Below are 20,525 nucleotides of genomic sequence, written 5' to 3'. Positions count from 1 at the left end.
CACTTGGGAGTTCGCGGAAAACCGGGGGGACGCTGAGGGGCGTCGGTGACGGCTGGGGCGTCGGGTTCGGATCAGGTGGCTGGACGGGCTGCGCTGGATCGGCTGGGGGAGCGGTTTGAAGGTTTTGGGGGTTCGGTGATCGCTCGGGGTCCGGGAAATGTCGTAGGTGACTGTCAGAGTCCATGTCGACACGAGTGAGGACCGGATGAGTCAGCAGACGATCAAGCAGCAGGCGCGGCGTACGGCGCGGGAGATGGCCGAGAAGCGGCGCAAGGAGCGCGAAGAGCGAGAGCGCCGGGTGATCGACCTGGCCGAGCAGGTCATGGTCGCGATCGGTGAGCGCGACGCGGCGGTGGCCGAGACCGAGAAGCGCGCCGGTGAGGCGCTGCGAGAGTTGACCGAGGCTGAGGGCCTGTCGCTGGGCGAGGCCGTCGAGTGGTGCGGCGAGACCGTCACCGTGCGCGAGGCGACGCGGCTGCGGCGGCTCGCTAGCGAGCCCCAGGCCGACGACGGCGACCAGGGCGGCGACGGCGCGGTGCTTGCGACCGCTGGGAGTGGGGGAGCGGGTGCCGGTTCGTCGGCTGGATAACGCCGGCCTCACGGCGGTCGCGGCCGCGATCAGCGATCCGGGGGTGCTCGTACGGTACCGGGCGAAGGTCGCCACGGTTCCGGGCAGTGAGTGCCTGTGGTGGACCGGCGCGGTGTCCGGTCGGTCTGAGCGCGAGCGCACGGACGGTGGTGGCCATGGCCGGTTCTGGTACGCGCCGGGGCGGGTCATCATCGCGCACCGATTCGCGTTCGCGGTGATGCACGGCGTGGAGGCGCTCGCGGAGGCGCGGCTGCTCGGGCACCGCTGTCACAACCCGCTGTGTCAGCGGATCTCGCCGGACCACGTCGTGGTGTCGAGCGCGGCGCAGAATCGCCGGGAGTGGTCGGTGCAGCGACGGCTGCCCTACAGCCCGCTGGCCGACCCGCGCGGACCGCGTCGGCGTGCGCGGGAACTGCGCGACCTGGCGCGTGAGGACCCGCAGCTGGTGGCCGACGACCTCGCGCGGCTCCAGGAACTGCTGGGCGAGCAACTGACGCTCTGGTGAGAGCGTGCCGACGCAGAAGGCCGCCCGCAGCGGACAGCGCTACGGGCGGCCTTCTGGCTGCCGGGTCAGGCGAGCTCGCCGTCGAGGAGTCCACCGAGCGTCTCCCAAAGGTCGACGTAGCCGTCAGCATCAACCGGCGACTGCTCGCCCCACTTGGCGTGAAGATCGCGGATGCGGTCGAGTCGGTCGAGGCGGTCGGGGAGCGCGTCACGGGCGGCGGCGATGAACTCGACATCGGCGGCATGGCCGGTGGTCTTGAGGCCGAGCCGGTGGTCGTGCCCGGTGTAGTAGGCCACCACGATGGTGTCGGGCAGCAGGGCATCGGCGGCGGCGGCGCGGATCTTGTCACCGTCCGGTGTCCAGGGGCCGGGGGTGGCGCGTGCCGCCAGAGCACGCAGGGCGGGGTCGTCGCTCATGCGGGTTGGTCCTCCCGGGCGGCGAGGTCGAGCCGCCCGGATGCGGCGGTCGCCACGGCGGTGATCCGGGCGGCCAGCGCCCGCAACTCGGCGGGCGTGCCCTGGATCGCCACCACGTCGTCACCGGCCAGCGTCAGCACCGGCTGACGATGCTCACCGGCACCCACCCAGTCCTCGCCGGGGGTGAACACCTGGACGCTGGTCTCCCGAGCGGCTAGCCACTCGATGTGCGCGCTCACGGGGTCACCTCGGCGGGCGCGGTGCCGAGGAGGCGGCGGAACGCCTCCACGTCGGCCTCGAGGGAGAACAGGCGGCGCCGGTGCTTGTCGCTCTCGGCCGCGACCTCGCCCAGGACTTCCGCGAGGCCCTCCATGAAGGCCACGACGGCGTCGGCGTCGACGACATCGCCCATGGCAACCCACGGCTTGGGCACCCGCTCGGTGGCGGCGTAGGGCATCGCGGACATGGCGGCTCGGATGCGGCGCTGGTCGCGCTCGCTGATCACCGTCATGGTTGAAGCTGCGTCGTGGTTCGTCATGACTGCTCCTGTTCGGTGGTGCGGTGGGCGTACTCGGCGTGCAGGGCGTCCAGCGCCGTGGCGACGCTGGACAGGGCCGCGTCCAGTTGGGCGCGGGCGGGCTCGGGGGTCCACCGGCGCACATCGCGCAGCCGGTGCTCGATGACGATCAGGTCGCAGGCCGTCTCGCTGAGGGTGTGCCGGTCCCGAGTGCTGGTGGGGTCGGCGCTGGCCTCGGCGTCAGCGGCGGTGGTGGTCGGCTGGCTCATCGCAGGACGTCCTCGACGGCGCGGCGCTTGGCCTCGTCGAGCGTGGCGGCGCGCATCCCCCAGCGCTGCCCGTAGCCGCCGTCCACGTCGGCATAGAGGCCCGGCGCGAGGTAGGTCGCGCAGTCTCCCGGGGTGATCCGGATCAGGTAGATGCGCCCGTGCGCGTGGACGCTGGCGGAGTGCGCGGTCCAGCGACCCGGCCACCGGTCGTCGGCGTCCACGGCGTGCCACTCCACCGGCGTGCTGTCGGGCGTCGTCGGTGCTGCGCTTGCGTGGGTGGTCGTGTCGGTCATGGCTCCTCCTTCGGTTGGGCCGGTGGCGGGCCGGACTCGGGGTCTCAGCCCGCCACCGGAGGAACTGGCGAGACGGTCAGGCCGGGGCGAGCGCGGTCCAGGCTCGGCGCTTGATCCGGTCGGGGTCATCGCTCGTGAGCACCCGCGTGGCGCGGGCGGTGTGCTCGTCGCCCTTGGTGCGGACCGGGGCGTAGTGGTCGACGTACTCCGCCACGGCCTGGTAGCCGGCCCACGCGGTGTCGCGGATGCCGGCCTGCGTCTCGGCGTCGGCGAACAGCCAGTGCAGCCGGGAGCGGCGGCGGCGTTCGGTCTCGCGGACTCGCTTGGTTGCGTTCGCCTCGGCCTTGCCGAACGTGGCGTCGATCAGGGCGTCGAACGCGGCGTCGGTCATGGTCTGCTGGATCAGCCGCTCGGCCTCAACCTGGAACGCGTCGACGTAGGTGAACGTCAGCCCGAGCGCGTCGCGGGCGGCCTGCACGGCAGCCTTGGCGTTGCGGGTGTGCCGGATCGAGAACGACGACTCGTGGTTGCGCAGGGCCGCGCTCTGGGTGTTCGCGCACACGACGCGGACCGGGGTGACGAGGATGCGGAACGCGCTGGAGCCGTCGTGGCTGTTGAGCGCGGCGATGTTGACGTCGACGCGGTCGGTGCCGCCGACCGTGAGCGAGTCCGGCAGCTGCATGGTGATGAACACCTGCCGTCCGCCGCGCAGTGACCCGGCGGTGTCGAAGATCGCGCCCGACTCATCGGCCAGCAGGTTCAGGAACTCGGCGTGGTCCTCGTTCTGCAGCGGGGTGTAGCCGCCGCCGACGACGCCGAGCGCCTCGGGCGCTCCGGTGCACGGGTTGGTGCGCACCGTGGCGAAGCCGGGGACCTCGATCGCGGTGACGCCGCCCTCGCTGACCTCGGCGGTGGTGAGCGGCAACTTGCGGACGTCCCAGCCGCCCAGGTGGCCGAGCCTCATGGCCTCCTCGGCGGTGAACGCGCGGTCACGGACGGTGGTACCCAGGCGGTGCCAGGCGTCCTTGCGGGCGAAGACGGCTGCGGCCTGCATGCCGTGGGTCTCGATCTCGTGTGACATGTCGGGGTCCTCCCGGGTAGCGGATCAAACGAACTGAGTTCATTCTATGGTTTCTATTCCACTGAGGGCGGTTCTCCACAGGAAGGACCGCCCTCAGGTGGGGGGAGTGGAGCCGATCAGGCGGCGCTGTCGCTGGCCTCGTCGGCGTCGTCCTCGCTGTCGTCCTCGGTGCTCGGCTGCGGCTCCTCGCCGAGCAGGATCCGCTCGACCTCGCTGGGCTGGTAGCCCCACTCCACGAGCGCGCCGAGCACGCGGGCGTCCCACGCGGTCGGGTTGCGCCATGAGTGCTTGCCGGTCGTGGCCTCCCATGCGGCGACGATCGCGGCGAGGGTGGTCATGGTCGCGGCCTTCGGCGTGCTCGCCTTGGTCGCGATCTTGTGGCACTCCTCGTACCCCGCGCCGTAGTAGCCGGTCGGGACGTCGATCCCGAGCAGCGTGAAGAGCATCGGGTGCCGGTGGTCCATGGCCTTGCTCAGCGAGTGGTGGCCGGTCACGACGGCCTCGCAGATCAGGGCCTCGGCAGCCTTCGGGGCCGTCTTGCGGGCCACGAACGTGGCCAGCCACTCCCGGCGCACCGTCTCCGCGCTCGCCCAGGCCTTGTTGTTGGCGATCACGCGGCGGCGCTCCTCACGGCGGGCCTCGGCCTCCTCCTCGCTCTCGGTCTCGTCCCCGCTGTCGGTGGTGGTGCTGCCGGACCCGCCGCCGCGACGATGCAGGCCGGAGGCGGCGAGGTCGGTGACGACCCACACCGGCACGTACTGCTGGTAGGGCTCGGCGGGCTCGGCGGGCTCGGCGTCCTCGTGCTCCTCGTCGCTGTCGTCCTCGCTCTCCTCGTCGTACTCGTCCTCGGGGTAGACCCATTCCTTGACGACCTTGACGCGAGCGCCGGGAACGTTGGGCCACTCCTCCTCGGGCAGCGACTCGCCGTCCTCGGTGACCAGCCGCTCGATGCGCAGCACCTCGTCGGCCTCCGCGGCCTCCTCGGCGCTCAGCACCGGCAGACCCTCGGCGCGCAGCCGCTCGACCTCGGCGGCGTCGGCCTCGCGCTCGGCGGCCTCGTCGCGCAGCCGCTGGGCCTCGTGCGCGAGCGAGCGACGCCACCGCTTGGCGTTCTCCAGGCGCTCGACGGCCTCGGGGTCGTGCTCGAACTCGGTGAAGATCGCGGCCTCCTCCAACGTCAGGTCACCGGAGTCGAGCCGGTTGCGGCTCTGGTCGGCCTTGGTGACCACCAGGGCGGCGTTCACGGTCGGGCGGTCGATGCTGGTGCGCTTGGCGATCTGCGCGGCGCTCACGCCGAGCAGGGCCAGCTGCTCCACGCCCGCGACGATCTCGGCCTCGCGCATCCCGGCGCGGTGGATGTTCTCGACCATCTGGTCACCGATCCGGTCGGCATCGGCGGGCTGGGGCACGACGCGGGCAGGGATCATGCCGGTGGGGGTGCCGACCTCGGCGGCGGTCACGGTCCGGCGCTGGCCACGCAGCAGGACGTACTGGCCGTCCTCGTTGCGGTAGACCGTGACGGCCTCCAGCACACCGCGCTCCTTGATCGACTTTCGGAACTCCTTGTGGTCGGCGCGCAGGTCGGTTCGGACGTTCGTGCCGATGATGATCTCGGCGGGGTCGAGGTACGCGAACTCCTCAGCCTGGACGGCCTCAGAGGCCTCGTCGGTGGCGGTCGCGGCGGGGGTCTGGATGGTGTCGGTCATGCGGCTGTCCTCCATGAGTAGAATAGAAAGAACTGACAGGACAAAGTCTCCCAACGGGGGCCGACGCCAACCGGACCACAGGGCGGACCTGTGGGAAGGTGGGCACTCGGCGAGGGTGGGGAAAACCCGGCCTCACCGGGCGCGGACTCCGCTGCGGCGGCGCGGCGCAGCTGCACCTCGTAGCTGGTTGGAACGAAAGGAATCGAGTGAGGGTGGGAACGGCTGCGCAGGGCCCCGACCGGGAATGCAGCGGCGTTGGTGTTAGCCGCTGCAGCTCGACGCCGGCGGAGGAGACCAGGGGAGTGGTCAGGTGACGAGCCAGACCACGATCCCGGTCGGGGTCTACTGGAAACCCGGCGTGTGGGACCTCGCACGATCGGCCTACATCGCAGACCTAGACACCGACGCCGACTCACCCGGCTCGTTCGTCGGCTGGCTCGCCCAGGCGCTCGAGCTCCACGCCCGGCGCTCACCGCAGCGACGGGCCGAGCTCGCGGCCGAGGGTGAGAAGCATCCCGCCTTGGTCAGCGTGACCCGCAAGAGCTTCAACAAGAAGCACGACCTGCCAGCCTCGACCATCGAGGCGGTCGAAGACGCGCTCGTGGCCGACCGTCAGGAGCTCGGCCGGATGCTCGCCCGCTCGGCGTTCGCCCAGCAGGCAGTGATCGCCGCGGCCGAGGACGCCCGCCGCCGCCTGGGCCGCGAGCTGCCGCCGCCACCGCAGAAACTCAGCAACCGACCGCCGCGGCGCCGGCCTGCCCGGTAGCCGGCAAGGACGACGCCGGCAGTTTGGGTCGGCACCTGGACCTAGCGTGCTTCCCAGCACCCCGATCCGGTACCCGAGAGCCGGTCGGGGCGCTTCTTTTGCGCCCTCGTTGATCGCCCCGGGCCTCTGCGCGGACCTAGGTGACCGCGGGGCCGGCCTGCGTCCCGCCCGAACCGAGGAGGAACGTATGTCCAGATCACCCCACCGCGCTCGACGCGGCTCAACCCACCGAGCAGCCCTCGCCGTCCTTGCCGCTGTCCTGGTCTCCGCACTGTGCCTGACCGCCACCTCGCCGGCGGCCGCGGCCGAGCCGGGTCCAACACCCACCTGATGCTCAACCTCCAGACCATCGCCGAGAGCCTCAACACCAAGTGCGGCGGCCGGGCCTGGGTCTTCGTGGCCTCTCAGGAGGACATGGACAAGGTCGTCGGTGACCGCACCAAGCAGCAAGGCAACGACTTCTCCAAGATCCAGGCCCGGTTCAAGACCCGCGTCCACCTCACCAGCGCCGACGTCGAGGAGGTCATCCGCAAGCGCCTGCTCGAGAAGAACGACGCCGGAGCCGTCGCGCTCCGAGAGATCTACGCCACCGAGTCGGCCAACTTCAAGACACTGTTCGATTTCGTCGACGGCGCGAAGAAATACCGCAACTACACCGACGAGGAGCATTTCGTCGGCACCTACCCCTTCGTCAGCTACCAGTTCCCTCTCTTCCAGGCCGCGATTATCGGGATCTCGGAGCACAACGCGTTCGAAGGCCGCAACAGCTCCGTCGGAGAGCGGTCCATGCTCGGCGTCGTCCAGGACGTCGCGAAGGTTGTCGGCACCGGCGAGCTCGGAACGCTCGCCACCTTTGACCGCATGTTCGAAGGCATCCGTGCCTCGCTCAAGGCACTGGCCCAGCAGCAGATCCTCGTCGCCGAGCGCAACCTCGACAACGAGTTGGCCATCCGGCTCCTTAAGGCGCTCTTCCTCGTCAAGTACGTCGAGAGCTTCCAGGCCACCGCCCGCAACCTCACCGTGCTCGTCTACGACCGCTTCGGGCTCGACCTGCCGGCGCTGGCCGAGGACGTCAAGGGAGCGCTCGCCGAGCTGGAGCGGCAGACCTACATCCAGCGCAACGGTCAGGTTTACGAGTACCTCACCAACGAAGAGCAGGTCATCGAGGAGGAGATCAAGAACGTCGACATCGACTCCTCCGAGGTCAGCTCCCAGCTGTTCAAGGTCCTCTCTGCCGACGTCATCAAGACCAACAAGGTCCGCTACGCCAAGAACGGCCAGGACTTCCCGTTCGGGTTCAAGCTCGACGACCAAGTCCACGGGCAGCAAAAGGAACTCTCGGTCCACTTCATCACCCCGGACTACCCCTACACCGCGGACGAGACCCGGATGCACAGCGCCGGAAAGACGAGCTACGGGTCGTGCTCGACCCCGACGAGCGCGTGCTCTCAGACCTGCGGCTGCAGCAGACCCCGATGTCGATCGGTGATGTTTGAGCGTAGGTCTCCGGCTGGGAAAGCTGACAGCGCGGTTCGCACACTGCGGCGGACGCATTGGTGTTCGGGGCACGCCGGTTGCGTAGTGCACCGGGCCAAGTTGCTGGCAATCCCTCCTTGGGATCCGGTGATATCCGGTGGGTTGGTGCCGAGCGCTCATTAGTCGAAGTCTCCAACTGCGAGCACCTCCGCCTGATGGGTGCTGTCGCCAGGTGAAGGGCGTTCGGCGTCCGGCTTGAGGGTGTTGCGGCCGGCGAGGAGCACAGCCACCGCGACCAGGACGACCCCAGCGCCCATCCAGAAGGGGGCGTGGACGTTGACATGCTGGCCGAGCAGCCCGGCGACCCACGGGGCGATGGCGCCACCAGTGAAGCGGACGAAAGAGTACGCCGCGGAGGCGACCGGACGCTCGACCGGGGCCGCTCCCATCACGGCCTCGGTGATCAGGGTGTTGTTGACCCCGAGGAAGGCTCCGGCGACGATGACGCCGACGACCAGTGCGGTCTTGTGCTCGGCCAAGACCGCCATCGCCGCGAGGTTGAGTGCGAACAAGATGAGCGAGCCGACGATGGTGGGGATAGTTCCGAAGCGGCGCTGCAGCCACGGGGCAGCGAACACCGAGGTGAATGCGAGCAGCAGGCCCCACCCGAAGAACACCCAGCCGACCTGGGAGGCGCTCATGTCCAGCGGGAACGGGGTGAACGCCAGCAGGGTGAAGAACCCCATGTTGTAGAACAGGGCGGTCACCGCGACGGTCCGCAAGCCCCGATGGCGCAGCGCCTTGAACGGATCGCTCACCGAGGTCTTGCGCGGCGACGGCGGGGTTGTGGGCAACAAGAACGCGGTGGCCACCAACGCGATCGTCATCAACACCGCAACGCCGAAGAACGGCGCCCGCCACGAGATCGACCCGAGCTGGCCGCCGAGGACCGGGCCGGTGGCGATGCCGACCCCGAGGGCGGCCTCGAACAAGATGATCGCCTGGGCGGTCGAGCCGTTGGACGCGGAGACGATGGTGGCCAGGGCGGTGGCGATGAACAGGGCGTTGCCCAGACCCCAGCCGGCCCGGAAGCCGACGATCGCCCAGACGCTGTCCGACGCGCCGGCGAGCGCGGCGAAGACGATGATCAGCGCAAGGCCGCCGAGCAGGGTGCGCTTGGCGCCGATCCGGCTGGAGACCACCCCGGTGATCAACATCGCGAGGCCCATCACCACCATGTAGCTGGTGAACAGCAGCGACACCTGGCTGGGGGAGGCGCCCATCTCCTCGGCGATCGGTTTCAGGATCGGGTTGACCAGACCCAGACCCATGAAGGCGACCACGCAGGCGAAGGCCACGGCCCACACCGCGCGCGGTTGTCTCAGGATGGACGCTTCGTTGAGGTTCTCGATGCTCACGAGCTTTCCCGGTCCGTTGGCACCAGCAGGTGCCGCAGGAGTACGACCGCGGCCTCGATCTCGGTCAGGCCGTGGCACGGGTCCGCGTCGAGCCGGTTGGCGATCACCGCACCGTTGTCACGTCGGGCCCGATCCAGCACGCGGGCGCCTTCGGCGGTGAGCTCGACTAGCGCCCCTCGCGCATCGCGCGGGTTCGGCGTCTTGACCGCCCAACCCTTCTCCACGAGGTGTTGCACCGCGGAGGAAATCGTTGGTTGGGAGCAACCATCAGCCTTGGCAAGCTCACTGACACCGACCGGGGCGAGCTCATCGAGCCGGGAGAGCAGGCGCAGCATTGCCGCCGGTACGCCGGTAGCGGCGTATCGGATCACGGAACGGTTCAGGCGTGCGGCATACATCAGCAGAGAAGCGCCAGCCTCTTCCAGACCGGGGGGGCGGCTCGGTGGGGTTACTCTCACCCATACAAACTACATAGGATACCGATGTAGTGTCATGCAACCCACATTGAGAGCCTTGTCACTCGGCTGGTTTCTCGTGAGCGAGGAACCACAGGCGCCTTGTGACGGTGAGACTCGGCTGGCAGGGGCGAACGAGTGGCCAACGCACTGACCCCAGATGGCACGCCATCGGTCTACCCGTCGTCCGCACGGCCCCACGACGGCCTCGCGGAATGTGCCGCCACCATCGCGCCCGACTCCCCGCCACCTCGTCAGCGCGGCCACCGCCGAGTCCTTGATCTGGCGGACCATAGGACATCACCTACCTGCCGCTGGCCGAGTCGGCGGGTGGCGGCAACCACTATCTGGCCACCGTGATCGACTGCTACAGTCAGCCCGCGCTGGACCCGCATCCACGTGCACCACTCGGTCACCTTGCCACCTACGTCGCGGCCGCAGTGATCGCCTGTCCCGGCCTCGCCGGCAAGCACGTCACGATGCACACCCTGAGACACACCGCAGCGATGAACTGCTCGCCGCCGGGGTTGCGTCGCCGTCATCGCGCTGTGGCTCGGGCACGCCGACACCCGCAGCACCGACGCATACCTCCACGCCGACATGGCCATCGAGCAAGCAGCCCTCGACCGAACACGACCACCAGACGTAAAGCCCGGGGTCTACCGCCCCGAGCCCGGCATCCTCGCCTGGCTCGCAGCCCTCTGACTATGCCGACCATCCCGCGCCGAATGCCCCACCACCACAGCCCGTCACAACGACCGTCGGCATAGTCCGGAGGTCGGCATAGGACATCCAATGCCGACGTCGGCATTGCATGTCACCGACGTAGCGACGGTTCGGCGCACCAGCGGTGAAGTCCCGCTTGAGCAGGTCCGGCACCTTCTGATCCGAGGGCTCGGGCACGGTTGTGCGGACCTTGCGCTTCTTGACGTAGCCGGCGATCCCGGCGGTGCGCATCACCCCGCGCGACCCGCTTGTGGTTCACGCGCTCGCTCTCGGGTGCGCCGTCGTTGAGCTCGGCGGTGATCCGCGGCGCCCCGCAGGTCTTGTCCTCGTCGTGCACCTTCTTGATCCTCTCGACGAGCTCGGCGTCCGCAGCAGCCCGCTCGGCCCGTGCTGGTGCCCCTGCCTTCCACGCGTAGAACGATGAGCGCGTCACCTCGACGAGCTCGCACAGTCGCTTCACCGAGTAGGTGGCGGAGTTGTCGGCGACGAACTGGAAGCGACTCACCAGCGCGTCTCCCCGGCGAAATACTTGGCCGCCCGCTGGAGGATCTCCCGCTCGGTGGTCAACTTCGTCGTCTCGACCTCAAGCTCACGGACCCGCGCCTCGAGCCGGGCGACCTTCTGCTCAGGCGTCTCGTCCGCTGGAGCCGACAAGGTCGATGAGCTGGGTGTCTTGGACTGCAGCGGACTGGTGGTCAGCGTCCCGTCGCCAGCGGTCTTCTTGCCGGTCCCGTGCGCCTCAAGCCAATGGCGCAACGTGCCACGCACGATGCCCAGGTCCTCAGCGATGCCGCGGAGCGTGGCTCCTGGCGTGGACTCGTACAAGTCGACGGCCTGACGACGGAACTCCTCGGAGTAGTTCTTCCTGGCCATAATTCTCGGATCATCTCGCTTCCCCAGCAACAGGTGCTGGATTCAGCGCGTCCAAGAACCGGGGCTAGGCCCCACTCGACCCTGGGAAACGTCCCACCCGTCGAGTACGAGCAAGCCCACTACGCTGCTCTCAACCGAGAGCCGCACCCCGTATAGGAACGGCCGAGAACCTGGGGCGCTTCCCTTGTTGATCACGTGCGCGCCGTCGCGGACCTTGACCACGATCGCATCGAGGTAGACCACCGGGTAGAACGCCTCGAGGGGGGCGGGCCTGCCACTCCAGGATCTCCTCGGCGATCGCGTCGGTGATGTTCGAGATCGTCTCGTGCGACAGCTCGGTCCCGATCGTCGAGGCGAGGTGATGGCCGATGTCCCGCACGGTCATCCCGCCGACGTAGAGCGAGATGATCATCTCGTCCAGCCCCGAAAGACGTCGGCTGCCCTTCGGGACCAGCGTGGGGGTGAACGTCCCGTTGCGGTCGCGCGGGATCGCCAGATCGACGTCCCCGGTCTGAGTGCCGGCCTTCGGCGTCGTGCCGTTCCTCGAGTTCGACACAGCCGACGCTTCCGGCGCGCCCTTCTCGTACCCAGGTGCGAGGTGAGCTCGGCCTGGAGCCCGCGTTCGAGGGTGGCCTTGATCAGCCCCGGGATGAACCCGCCGTCGCCAGTCAGCTCGATCTCGCCGGAGTCGATCTTCGCGAACAGCCCATCCAGAGCCCCCGACGCCGCGAGCTCGGCAGCAGCCTTCGACCCTGGCATCTCCGCACGATCAGCACGCCGCTCGGCGGCCGCCTTCTTGTAGTCCGGTCGCCCGGTCCCTTCGGTCACAGCACTCATCATCGTTCCTTTGCTGAGACCGACCCCTTACACAGACCATCTGACACCCCCCTGGTTGTCACGGCCGAGGTCGGTGAGCGGGTGATGATCGATATCGACGACACCATCATCGAGGTCCACGGCTACGCGAAGCAGGGCTCGGGCTACGGCTACTCCGGCGTCCGCGGACTCAACGCCCTGCTCGCAGTCGTCAGCACGACCAAGTCCGCGCCGGTGATCGTCGCCCAGCGACTCCGGAAGGGATCGTGCGGGTCGCCGCGGGGCGCGAAACGCCTGGTCGCTGACGCGTTGAAGACAGCCCGCAACTCTTGTCGACGTCTGCGACCCAGCGGCCGCTGGTGCGTGCCGATTCAGAGTTCTACGGCGCCGAGGTCGTCAACGCTGTCCTGCGTGGTGGCGCCGACGTCTCTGTCACCGTGCGCATGGATCCGAAGGTCAAGACGGCCATGGCCACCATCGGTGACGATGCGTGGACCACGATCGAGTACACCGACGCCGTCTACGACGAGTCCACCAAGACCTGGGTCTCTCGCGCCGAGGTCGCCGAGATTCCGTTCACCGCGTTCACCTCGAAGAAGAAGGCCGAGCAGGTCACCGGACGGCTCGTGGTCTGCCGCATCCCGGACCTCAACCCCAAAGCCAACGGTGGGCAGGAGACGTTGTTCGACACCTGGCGATTCCACGCGTTCTTCACCACCACAGCGCGCGAGGTGCGGGACACGGTGGTCGCGGACAAGACCCACGCGGGCACGCGATCATCGAGCTGGTCCACGCCGACCTCAAGGGCTCTGCGCTGGCGCACCTGCCGTCCGGCAAGTCAACGCGAACGCAGCCTGGCTCGTGCTGGCCGTGATCGCGTTCAACCTCACCCGCGCCGCCGCCACCCTCACCGGACCCGCCCTCGCACGCGCGACCACCGCAACGACCCGCCGCAAGCTGATCGCGGTCCCTGCCCGCATCGCGTCCTCAGCACGACGAGTCACTCTGCACCTCCGACCGCGTGGCCCTGGCAAGACGCCTGGCTACAATTCTTCGCTCACGGCCATGGTCCGCCGCCGATCGCGACCACCTGACCACCCGCCGACCTCGGCACAACCCAGGACACAAATGGAACGGCCCGGCAGCGAGGCCGGGGCACAACCACGCCCGCACTCGCTACCAGCGCCGTGACCAATGCCGACCCACACCGCCCCTGCTCATCGGTGGATCGAGGCTTAGCTGGGGCGCTTCAATCAGCTCTGCCCGCAGCCGGCCACCTCGAGCTTCTTCGTGTCGATCCGCGGCCCCCGGATCATCTACCGGGTCGTACAGGAGACCTTCCGCCGCCTGTGTGACAACGCCGGGATCGGCCATGACGCCGCCAGCCGGCCACGCATCCACGACCTTCGACATTAGGCGGACGGCGGGGTTATGTGCCCTGCCAGGGTGTTTCGGCGGGGGCGGTGCCGGCGGTGGTCTTGTCCGCATCATCGCCGGCTGGGTTCAACGCCCCAACGAGTCGAGCCAGCTGATGAGGGAGGCGTCCAGGGTCCAGTCGGGCAAGACGTCGGGGGTGAGTGGCTCGTAGGGGTTCTCGATCGCTTTGCGTTTGGTCTCGGCGTCTGCACGGGCGTAGATCTCGGTGGTGGACACGTCGGCGTGGCCGAGCAGGTCGCGGATGTAGATCAAGTGGACGCCTGCCTGGATCAGGTGCATGGCCCTGGAGCGCCGCAGCGTGTGGGGGTGTGACCTGCAGTCCGGGAGCCCAGTTGGGGTCGCGCGCCCGGACGGATGACTTCACACCTGAATTCAACTGTCACCCGGTCCCTGGAACCCACCGGACGAGCAGGGCACGACGGACCATGCGTGGAAGCCGGCGCCCAACCGCGCGTTCGCGATCACCTTCGCCGACCGCTGGCCGGGAACCGACACCCGCCCGAGAGAACCCGGAAACACGGTTGGTGAGACAGTCTCGGTGTGGTGCGCGAAGCGCGATCAACCAACGCCAGGCCCGTGCCCAGGCTCGCGGCCGCACCGTGACGTGACTTTTCCAACGACTGGCTCGCACACGAAGTCGTCGAGTTCGGCATCCCGTGTCATTCTCCAGTAGTCGACGATCCTCCATGGCGAGTTGGTAACGACGCGACCTCTCTCATTGCGGTACCACGTGTCCATGCCACGATGGCTCCAGATCATCTTCGAATGTGCCTCATCGACACGTCTGTTGTAGTCATCATGAACGTCCTTACGGCACTCGACGGAGCCGATTGACTGCTCACCCATCTTGACTGCTAGGTCCCGGATGTATCGGGCCTGTCGTTCAGCGAAGAACATGTAGCTCCCGCCGTGACCTAGGTTGGTGTTGGGCCCGTACATCACGAACATGTTCGGGAAACCCGGTACGGTCAAACCGAGGTAGGCACTGGCGTCGTCCTCGCCCCAGACATCCCGAAGGGTTATCCCGTTGCGGCCGCGGATATCCAGCGGGTGAAGGAGTCGCTGCGCCTGGAAGCCGGTGGCGAACACGACGATGTCCACCTCGACCTCGGTGCCCGCGGTCGTTCGGAACCCGTTCTCCGTAACCTCCTCGACGCTGCCGGTCAGTAGGTCCACATGCGGCCTCTTCAGGGAGGCGAACCAGCCGTTGTCGAGAAGCATGCGCTTCCCGAACGGCGGATAGGTGGGGAGAGCCTTGGCCAGCAGGTCCTCGCGATCTCCAAGCTGGGAGACAATATACTCTGTGAAAAAGCGGCGATGCCCATCGTTTATGGCGTTGACTGCGCGCTCGGGGTGCGGCCAGTCCGGGTCGATTTGGAGGGATGCGTGGATGCGGTCGTTGTTGATCCAAGCTAGGCGGAGCCGGTACCACGCGTGGTAGAACGGGACATTCTCGAGTAGCCAGTTGACCTCACTTGTCACTGGTTTGAAGTAGTTCTCGCTCGGTGCCACCCACTGAGGTGATCGCTGAACGACTGTCAACCGGCTCACCTGATCCACAATGGCCGGAACGATCTGCATCGCGCTGGCACCTGTGCCTATGACTCCCACCCGTTTGCCAGAGATATCCAGGTCGGACGGCCAGCGCGACGAGTGGAACAGCGGTTTGGAGAATCGCTCCATTCCTGGAACTAAAGGCACCTTTGGCCGGTTCAGCTGTCCGACTGCCGTGATCAACATGTTTGTAGAGAGCTCCTCCACAGCGCCGTCGTACCCGCGTGCGGTAACAGTCCAACACTGCCCCGCCTCGTCGTAGCATGCTGATAGAACTTCTGTCTGGAACCGGATGTCCGATGTGAGATGGAATGTGCTCGCCATGTCGCGCATGTACTCGGCGAGCTCGTCCCGTTTGCCGTAGTGGCTCGACCACCGCCGTGGAAAGAACGAGAAGCTGTATAGGTGGCTCGGGGTGTCGACACCGCAACCGGGGTATCGGTTCTCGAACCAGGTGCCGCCGACGTCGGGATTCTTCTCGAGGATCGTGTAAGTGATCCCAGCGCGCTTCAGTTCGAGCCCCGCCATGAGACCCGAGACACCAGCTCCAACAATAATCGCAGAGAACTCCGGCCGCATCCTCCCCGTAGAATCCCTGGGCTGCGCCTGTGGCCCTTTCAGCCCCGGCTCCTCCGCGATCATCTCCCCGTACTCCTGCGGCACGTTCTCTCCCATGCAGCAGCCCAGCATCTGTACGAGGGTCTGTTGGTCCGGAGACGGTAGGGCAACTTCCTGTCCCTCAGACCATGCCACAATCGCCGTGACGGCTTGTTCGCGGATCATCTCCTGGTCCGACTGTGAGAACCCTCCTGAGTCGTTGTCGCTCATGCCCTTGCCGCGCGTCGGTCGAAAGGGGTCACGGAGCCATCGGTCATCGGCGGTCAGCTGGTAAAGAACCATGAGCAGGGTAGGCAGATTCGCCTGTGAAACTGCCTGCTGGACGCGGTCGCGCGCGAGACGTCCGCGATCGGGGATCATGGGCACGGGCTATTCCTCCAGAACACTTGAGATGGCTCAGAACAGGGGTCGGCACCGTCAGCGTCACGGTCACGGCTCCACAGGGCCGCGGCCATAGCGGGACCTGCGTTCGACCTCGCCCGGCTTCATGCGGCGCGCGTTGCCGTCGGCCGTGCCTTGGCCTCCCGAAGATTCAGAAGTGGCGCGTCCCAGGCTCTGGAGGCTGCGATTCCGCTATAGATACCGACCTGGACTCGATCCGAGAATAGTCACCTGACCGGTCAGTTGACAAGTGATCTTCGTTACGCCTACCGTCGGGTCCACCGAGAGGTCGGTGATTCGTGACCCGAGAGCTCATCCGGAGGCAAGCATGTCCAATAGCCCACTCGCCCCTAGAGGCAACGTTCGTCGCCTGTCTGGTAGACGGCTGTATGCGATCGGCGCTGCGGCCTCGCTGTTGGCGATAACGGCCTGCGGCGCCGACAGCGGTGATGCGGGCGGCGCTGGCGAGCCAGCGAAGGTCGGGGTGGCCCTTGCCCGGAGCGGGCCGTCCGCCACATACGGGGAAGGCCTGGTGGCCGGTCTTGAGTTCGAGACCGACCGAATCAACGAACAGGGCGGCGTCGAGTGTCTCGACGATGCGCCCATCGAGCTGGTGTTCGCCGACACTGCCAGCGACCAAGCGACGGCGGCCAACGAGGCTCGCCGGCTGGTCACGCAGGAGGACGTCAGTGCGCTGGTCGCGGGAACCATCACCCCCGAGGGGCAGGCAGTGTTGCCTGTGGCACAGCGTGAGGGACTGCCGGTACTGTTCGGCATCCTCGCCAGCAACCTCGGGTACGAGAACGGTTTCACGCATGGACTCCCCTACCCGAACTATGCCTCGGGAATGATGGACTTCGCCGCTTACCTCCGTGACGAGGTCGGGGCCGGCATCAAGGACGTGGTCCTCACCACCACCACGACGGAAGCTGGCTCGGGGATCCTGGACGCCCTCGAGGCGAAGGCCGAAGAACTCGGCTTCAACGTCATCGAATCCATCGGGATCCCACCGGAGCAGGAGGACTACACCAGTACCGTCCTCCGGATCCGCGCATTGGCGCCGGACGCCGTCATCTCATTCCTTTACACGGAGGACGGGCTGCGCATGGGAGAGGCGAGGCACGCACTTGGTTACACGGGTACGAACGCCCCGATATTCATCGGAGGAACGGGCGGTTACACCGACCCCAAGCTCTGGGACCAGATGGGTGAAGAAATCGCCGCCCCGGCTCTCGTTGATACCGATGTGTTCGGCCTGGCCATCATCGCGGTGAACGCGGAATACGAGCCCATGCAGCAGCTCCTGTCGGACGCCGAAGCGGCCGGCGCTAAGCCGCTGGATTCCAACTTCGTCGCGGGAGCCCAAATCGCCCGGTCGCTGTGGGCCGCACTGAGCGAGGCCTGCTCAACTGATCCGCAGGACATCACTGAAGCCCTGCGCTCCCTCGAGATCCCAGCGGGTGACCCGCACCTGTACATGCCGACGGTCGCCGAGTCAGGGCTGTCGTTCAGCGACGCGGGAACCCTGAATAACATCGTGTCGCCCATCGAGGTTTGGCAGAGCGACGGAACGACCGCCGTCGTGTATCCGACCTCGCAGGCCACGCTTGAGGGCGGCATCGAGCTGAACTAGTCAACAGGATGCGGGTGGGGACCCAGAACGTGCGGACATGAGGAGATGACTACAAATGGTCGAATGGTCGCATCGAGCCGTCGACAAGGAGTTGGTCGAGGCCACTCGGGAAGTGTGCAAAGACTTCTCGCTGGACTATTGGCGCGAGTGCGACCAGAACTCTCGCTATCCCGAGGAGTTCTTCCGGGCGGCCGGTGAAGCAGGTTGGCTCGGTGCGCTCCTGCCAACGAAGTACGGAGGTACCGAACTAGGTCTCCCGCGAATGGTGGACGTGCTCGAAACGATCACACGTTCCGGTGCCGGTATGACCGGTGGCATCACGGTGAATCAGGCGCTCTTTCCCATCCAGCCGCTCCTGAGATTTGGCACTGAGGCACAGAGGGAAAAGTACCTACCGCTGGTTGCGACCGGAGACCTCCATGTCGCATTCGCTGTGACTGAGCCTGACGCGGGCATCGACACCAGCCGCATCACCACTCGGGCGGTCCTAACGGGGGAGCGCTACACCGTTAATGGGCAGAAGGTTTACATCAGCAAGGCACAGCGGGCAGACCGCATCGTTCTGCTGACGCGCACGATGGCGCGTGAGGCGGTGTCGAAGCCGACTGATGGTATGACCCTTCTGTTCGCGGAGAACAATCGGAGCGCCATCTCTATCCACCCGATGGACAAGCTGGGAACTGGCGCCATCGACACAAACACTATGTTTATCGACGGCCTCGAGGTCGACGCGTCAGACCGGATCGGCGACGAGAGCGATGGCTTCACGGCGCTGACAGCGGGACTTAACGCTGAGCGGATCGTCCTCTCCGCCGAGGCCCTGGGAACTGGCATGGCCGCGATCGATGCTGCCGTCAAGTACGCCGGTGAACGCGTCGTCTTCGGGCGTCCAATCGGGCAGAACCAGGGTATTCAGTTTCCCCTCGCGGAAGCGTACGGGGCGATCGAGGCGGCCCGGGGGCTCACGCGCGAAGCAGCCGAGGCGTACGAGGCTGGTGCCCCCAACACGGCAGTGACCGCCAACCTCGCGCTATTGACGGCTGCTCGTGCAGCGTTCCAGGCTTGCGATTCTGCGCTCCAGGTGCACGGCGGCGCGGGGTACATGAAGGATTTCCATATCGAGCGACTGTGGCGCGAGGTTCGACTCGTGCAACTCGCCCCCGTCAGCCAGGAGATGATCAAGAACTTCCTGGCCCAGCGAGTCCTGGGACTTCCCCGTGCTTACTGACAAATCCAATGGCCGGCGCGCCGGTAACCGCCGCAGAAGGGTGCTCTCATGGTGAGGACGTATATCCGTGCGATTGGTGAATCCGCGGTAGGGGTGGCGCACGACAAGACGTCATTCGAGCTTCACTTCGACGCGTTCCTCGCGGCCTTGGCGGACGCGGCCATGGACTTCGCTGAGGTAGACGGTTTGATCACCTGTGGGTCTATGATCGATACGTTCCCGCGACACGCGGTGGCTCTTGCCGAACATTTGGGAATTCTCTCCCAGCTGTCGTTCTGTCAATCCATCCATCTGGGTGGTTCCTCGAGTACGGCGGCGATCGGGCTCGCTTCCGATCTGGTGAAGCAGGGCCGATGCAAGAACGTCGCTATTGTGACTGGTGAGGCGCAGTTGTCGGGCCTGACCCGCAACCGGGCGGTCCAGGAGATGGCAGGTTTCAGACACGACTTCTTCGAGGCGCCTTTCGGCCCGTCGAACCCGTCCTGTTTCGCGCTGCTGGCCACGCGCCACATGCACGAGCACGGGACCACGTCGGAGGACCTGGCCACCGTAGCGGTCGTTCAGCGTCGTCATGCCGGGCTGACTGCGAAGGCTCACCAACGCGCACCGCTGACCGTGGACGAGGTGCTCTCGTCCAAGATGATCTCGAGTCCGTTCCATCTCTTCGACTGCTCCCTGATCTCGGACGGAGGGGCCGCCGTCATCGTGTCGGGGGACGCGGGGGCCAAGGGAGTCACGATCCTCGGCCATGGCGACGGTTACGCCAGGCACGATCACATTAGCGAAGTGCACAGCCTTGGGCCAGAGGACATGGGCGCCGCTGCCTCCGGGGCAAGGGCGTTCGCCGCAGCCGGCCTGTCCCCTCAGGACGTTGACGTCGCGATGCTCTACGACTGCTTCACCATCACCCCCATGCTCTTGCTCGAGCATCTCGGGTTGTGCCCGGAAGGACAGTCGAAGGACTTCGTGCGGGACGGTGGCATGTCGCTCGGTAGCAGCCTTCCGGTGAACACCCACGGAGGTCTTCTCTCCTATGCGCACTCCGGCTATCCGTCAACGATGTTCGGCGTCGTGGAGGCGTGTAGGCAATTGCGTCACGAATGTGACGAGCGGCAGGTGGCCGGCGCCAGTACGGCCTTGGTCCACGGCCTAGGTGGGATGTTCTCATGCCACTCGACTGTGTTGCTGGGAGGTTGAGGAATCGTGGGTAGGTCGTCGGTTCAGGAAGAGGTCAAGGGGGTCACCGGACCCTACTGGCAGTCGTTGCGCGAGGGTCAGCTGAGCGTGCAGCGCTGCAGCCGCTGCGGAACGCACATCTTTATGCCTCGCATCTGCTGCCCGCGTTGCCACGGCACGGAGCTCTCGTGGGTTCCGGTCTCGGGAAGGGGCTCGGTTTGGTCATCGACCGAGGTCCACCGAGCGCCTTCCGCCGAGTTCAAGGCCAGGACCCCGTACTGGGTCGTCCTCGTCCGGCTGGACGAGGGGCCCACCGTCATGGCCCACTACTTGCCGGCGGATGCGGCCGACCGGCCGCTGCCGGATACGCGCGTGGACGCCGAAGTGCAAGACCCGATGGAAGGCAGCGGCATGCCGTTGTTGGCATTTCGGAGGCACGCATGAGAGAGGACCGACACGTGAGTGGGGACGGACAGCAGGGACAGACGCGGCCTGGAAACTGGGGCAGGTGGGGGCCGGACGACCAGCGCGGAGCGCTCAATCTGATCGATGCTGCGGCGGTTCGTCGCGGCGTGGCAGCGGTGAAGCAGGG

18 protein-coding genes and 4 pseudogenes are annotated in these 20,525 nt (G+C 66.9%); 9 read left to right on the top strand and 13 right to left on the bottom strand.

Annotated features, from left to right (window positions below):
* Nucleotides 1–205 precede the first annotated feature (205 nt).
* Nucleotides 206–589: a hypothetical protein gene (locus tag CFI00_RS17530; RefSeq protein ID WP_207619304.1), complete on the top strand. Its 384-nt coding sequence runs from the start codon at nucleotides 206–208 to the stop codon at nucleotides 587–589.
* Complete coding sequence (locus CFI00_RS17525; protein ID WP_207082318.1) at nucleotides 567–1,094, top strand: hypothetical protein; 528 nt, start codon at nucleotides 567–569, stop codon at nucleotides 1,092–1,094. The genes CFI00_RS17530 and CFI00_RS17525 overlap by 23 nt, the downstream gene beginning before the upstream one ends.
* Nucleotides 1,095–1,159: 65 nt before the next feature.
* On the opposite strand, the gene CFI00_RS17520 is transcribed toward CFI00_RS17525, so the two are convergent.
* From CFI00_RS17520 to CFI00_RS17490, 7 genes are all read right to left on the bottom strand, one after another.
* Nucleotides 1,160–1,510 carry a hypothetical protein gene (locus CFI00_RS17520; protein WP_207082317.1) on the bottom strand — a complete coding sequence of 117 codons (351 nt, stop codon included), beginning with the start codon at nucleotides 1,508–1,510 and terminating at the stop codon, nucleotides 1,160–1,162.
* A complete protein-coding gene (locus CFI00_RS17515; RefSeq protein ID WP_010832688.1) occupies nucleotides 1,507–1,749 on the bottom strand; it encodes a hypothetical protein in 243 nt (80 codons plus the stop codon). Before CFI00_RS17515 ends, CFI00_RS17520 begins: the two co-directional genes overlap by 4 nt.
* A complete protein-coding gene (locus tag CFI00_RS17510; protein ID WP_207082316.1) occupies nucleotides 1,746–2,048 on the bottom strand; it encodes a hypothetical protein in 303 nt (100 codons plus the stop codon). Before CFI00_RS17510 ends, CFI00_RS17515 begins: the two co-directional genes overlap by 4 nt.
* On the bottom strand, nucleotides 2,045–2,296 hold the full coding sequence (locus CFI00_RS17505) for a hypothetical protein (protein ID WP_207082315.1): 252 nt from the start codon (nucleotides 2,294–2,296) through the stop codon (nucleotides 2,045–2,047). The genes CFI00_RS17510 and CFI00_RS17505 overlap by 4 nt, the downstream gene beginning before the upstream one ends.
* Nucleotides 2,293–2,589 carry a hypothetical protein gene (locus CFI00_RS17500; protein ID WP_207082314.1) on the bottom strand — a complete coding sequence of 99 codons (297 nt, stop codon included), beginning with the start codon at nucleotides 2,587–2,589 and terminating at the stop codon, nucleotides 2,293–2,295. The genes CFI00_RS17505 and CFI00_RS17500 overlap by 4 nt, the downstream gene beginning before the upstream one ends.
* A gap of 76 nt (nucleotides 2,590–2,665) precedes the next feature.
* Entirely contained in the window at nucleotides 2,666–3,670 is a 1,005-nt protein-coding gene (locus CFI00_RS17495) for a DUF932 domain-containing protein (protein ID WP_207082313.1), read from the bottom strand.
* 116 nt (nucleotides 3,671–3,786) lie between these two features.
* Nucleotides 3,787–5,376 (bottom strand): ParB N-terminal domain-containing protein, encoded by a 1,590-nt coding sequence (locus CFI00_RS17490; RefSeq protein ID WP_207082312.1) that lies wholly within the window; start codon nucleotides 5,374–5,376, stop codon nucleotides 3,787–3,789.
* Between the two features lie 310 nt (nucleotides 5,377–5,686).
* Between CFI00_RS17490 and CFI00_RS17485 the strand changes: the two genes are divergently transcribed.
* Together CFI00_RS17485 and brxC are read left to right on the top strand one after the other, a co-directional pair.
* Entirely contained in the window at nucleotides 5,687–6,142 is a 456-nt protein-coding gene (locus CFI00_RS17485; RefSeq protein WP_207082311.1) for a hypothetical protein, read from the top strand.
* 273 nt (nucleotides 6,143–6,415) lie between these two features.
* Nucleotides 6,416–7,801: a BREX system P-loop protein BrxC gene (gene brxC / locus CFI00_RS17480; protein WP_207082310.1), complete on the top strand. Its 1,386-nt coding sequence runs from the start codon at nucleotides 6,416–6,418 to the stop codon at nucleotides 7,799–7,801.
* On the opposite strand, the gene CFI00_RS17475 is transcribed toward brxC, so the two are convergent.
* The 4 genes and pseudogenes from CFI00_RS17475 to CFI00_RS17460 form a co-directional block, all read right to left on the bottom strand.
* A complete protein-coding gene (locus CFI00_RS17475) occupies nucleotides 7,798–9,036 on the bottom strand; it encodes an MFS transporter (RefSeq protein WP_242532467.1) in 1,239 nt (412 codons plus the stop codon). The genes brxC and CFI00_RS17475 overlap by 4 nt on opposite strands.
* Entirely contained in the window at nucleotides 9,033–9,434 is a 402-nt protein-coding gene (locus tag CFI00_RS17470) for a MarR family transcriptional regulator (protein WP_207082309.1), read from the bottom strand. Before CFI00_RS17470 ends, CFI00_RS17475 begins: the two co-directional genes overlap by 4 nt.
* Nucleotides 9,435–10,304: 870 nt before the next feature.
* Nucleotides 10,305–11,090, bottom strand: a pseudogene (locus tag CFI00_RS17465) (IS3 family transposase); the annotation flags it as partial.
* Between the two features lie 177 nt (nucleotides 11,091–11,267).
* Nucleotides 11,268–11,849: pseudogene (locus CFI00_RS17460) on the bottom strand (transposase); the annotation flags it as partial.
* Nucleotides 11,850–12,014: 165 nt separating this feature from the next.
* Between CFI00_RS17460 and CFI00_RS17455 the strand changes: the two are divergent.
* Nucleotides 12,015–13,000 (top strand): annotated as a pseudogene (locus CFI00_RS17455) (IS1380 family transposase); the annotation flags it as partial.
* Between the two features lie 409 nt (nucleotides 13,001–13,409).
* Here CFI00_RS17455 and CFI00_RS17450 read toward each other — a convergent pair.
* Together CFI00_RS17450 and CFI00_RS17445 are read right to left on the bottom strand one after the other, a co-directional pair.
* Nucleotides 13,410–13,646, bottom strand: a pseudogene (locus CFI00_RS17450) (tyrosine-type recombinase/integrase); the annotation flags it as partial.
* Nucleotides 13,647–13,901: 255 nt separating this feature from the next.
* Entirely contained in the window at nucleotides 13,902–15,875 is a 1,974-nt protein-coding gene (locus tag CFI00_RS17445) for an NAD(P)/FAD-dependent oxidoreductase (RefSeq protein WP_242532901.1), read from the bottom strand.
* A 349-nt stretch (nucleotides 15,876–16,224) separates the two neighbouring features.
* On the opposite strand from CFI00_RS17445, the gene CFI00_RS17440 reads away from it, so the two are divergent.
* The 4 genes from CFI00_RS17440 to CFI00_RS17425 all read left to right on the top strand — a co-directional run bounded on the left by CFI00_RS17440 (nucleotide 16,225) and on the right by CFI00_RS17425 (nucleotide 20,377).
* On the top strand, nucleotides 16,225–17,529 hold the full coding sequence (locus CFI00_RS17440) for an ABC transporter substrate-binding protein (RefSeq protein ID WP_277988381.1): 1,305 nt from the start codon (nucleotides 16,225–16,227) through the stop codon (nucleotides 17,527–17,529).
* Nucleotides 17,530–17,584: 55 nt separating this feature from the next.
* A complete protein-coding gene (locus tag CFI00_RS17435; protein WP_207082305.1) occupies nucleotides 17,585–18,757 on the top strand; it encodes an acyl-CoA dehydrogenase family protein in 1,173 nt (390 codons plus the stop codon).
* A 48-nt stretch (nucleotides 18,758–18,805) separates the two neighbouring features.
* Nucleotides 18,806–19,954, top strand: coding sequence for a thiolase (locus tag CFI00_RS17430; protein ID WP_207082304.1), 1,149 nt, complete (start codon nucleotides 18,806–18,808; stop codon nucleotides 19,952–19,954).
* Nucleotides 19,955–20,077: 123 nt separating this feature from the next.
* On the top strand, nucleotides 20,078–20,377 hold the full coding sequence (locus CFI00_RS17425) for an OB-fold domain-containing protein (protein ID WP_242532900.1): 300 nt from the start codon (nucleotides 20,078–20,080) through the stop codon (nucleotides 20,375–20,377).
* The last annotated feature ends 148 nt before the right edge of the window (nucleotides 20,378–20,525 follow it).

It is taken from the genome of Nocardioides sp. S5, assembly GCF_017310035.1.
GTDB lineage: Bacteria > Actinomycetota > Actinomycetes > Propionibacteriales > Nocardioidaceae > Nocardioides.
The sequence above is the reverse complement of the archived record's forward strand: the minus strand, read 5'-3'. Positions and strand labels throughout refer to the sequence as shown.

Excerpts from the sequence above, each read along its gene's own strand:
- CFI00_RS17490 (WP_207082312.1), bottom strand. The coding sequence starts at position 5,376 with ATGACCGACACCATCCAGACCCCCGCCGCGACCGCCACCGACGAGGCC.
- CFI00_RS17445 (WP_242532901.1), bottom strand. The coding sequence starts at position 15,875 with ATGATCCCCGATCGCGGACGTCTCGCGCGCGACCGCGTCCAGCAGGCA.
- CFI00_RS17530 (WP_207619304.1), top strand. The coding sequence starts at position 206 with ATGAGTCAGCAGACGATCAAGCAGCAGGCGCGGCGTACGGCGCGGGAG.
- CFI00_RS17440 (WP_277988381.1), top strand. The coding sequence starts at position 16,225 with ATGTCCAATAGCCCACTCGCCCCTAGAGGCAACGTTCGTCGCCTGTCT.
- CFI00_RS17500 (WP_207082314.1), bottom strand. The coding sequence starts at position 2,589 with ATGACCGACACGACCACCCACGCAAGCGCAGCACCGACGACGCCCGAC.
- CFI00_RS17505 (WP_207082315.1), bottom strand. The coding sequence starts at position 2,296 with ATGAGCCAGCCGACCACCACCGCCGCTGACGCCGAGGCCAGCGCCGAC.
- CFI00_RS17430 (WP_207082304.1), top strand. The coding sequence starts at position 18,806 with ATGGTGAGGACGTATATCCGTGCGATTGGTGAATCCGCGGTAGGGGTG.
- CFI00_RS17435 (WP_207082305.1), top strand. The coding sequence starts at position 17,585 with ATGGTCGAATGGTCGCATCGAGCCGTCGACAAGGAGTTGGTCGAGGCC.
- CFI00_RS17495 (WP_207082313.1), bottom strand. The coding sequence starts at position 3,670 with ATGTCACACGAGATCGAGACCCACGGCATGCAGGCCGCAGCCGTCTTC.
- CFI00_RS17510 (WP_207082316.1), bottom strand. The coding sequence starts at position 2,048 with ATGACGAACCACGACGCAGCTTCAACCATGACGGTGATCAGCGAGCGC.
- CFI00_RS17520 (WP_207082317.1), bottom strand. The coding sequence starts at position 1,510 with ATGAGCGACGACCCCGCCCTGCGTGCTCTGGCGGCACGCGCCACCCCC.
- CFI00_RS17425 (WP_242532900.1), top strand. The coding sequence starts at position 20,078 with ATGCCTCGCATCTGCTGCCCGCGTTGCCACGGCACGGAGCTCTCGTGG.
- CFI00_RS17470 (WP_207082309.1), bottom strand. The coding sequence starts at position 9,434 with ATGTATGCCGCACGCCTGAACCGTTCCGTGATCCGATACGCCGCTACC.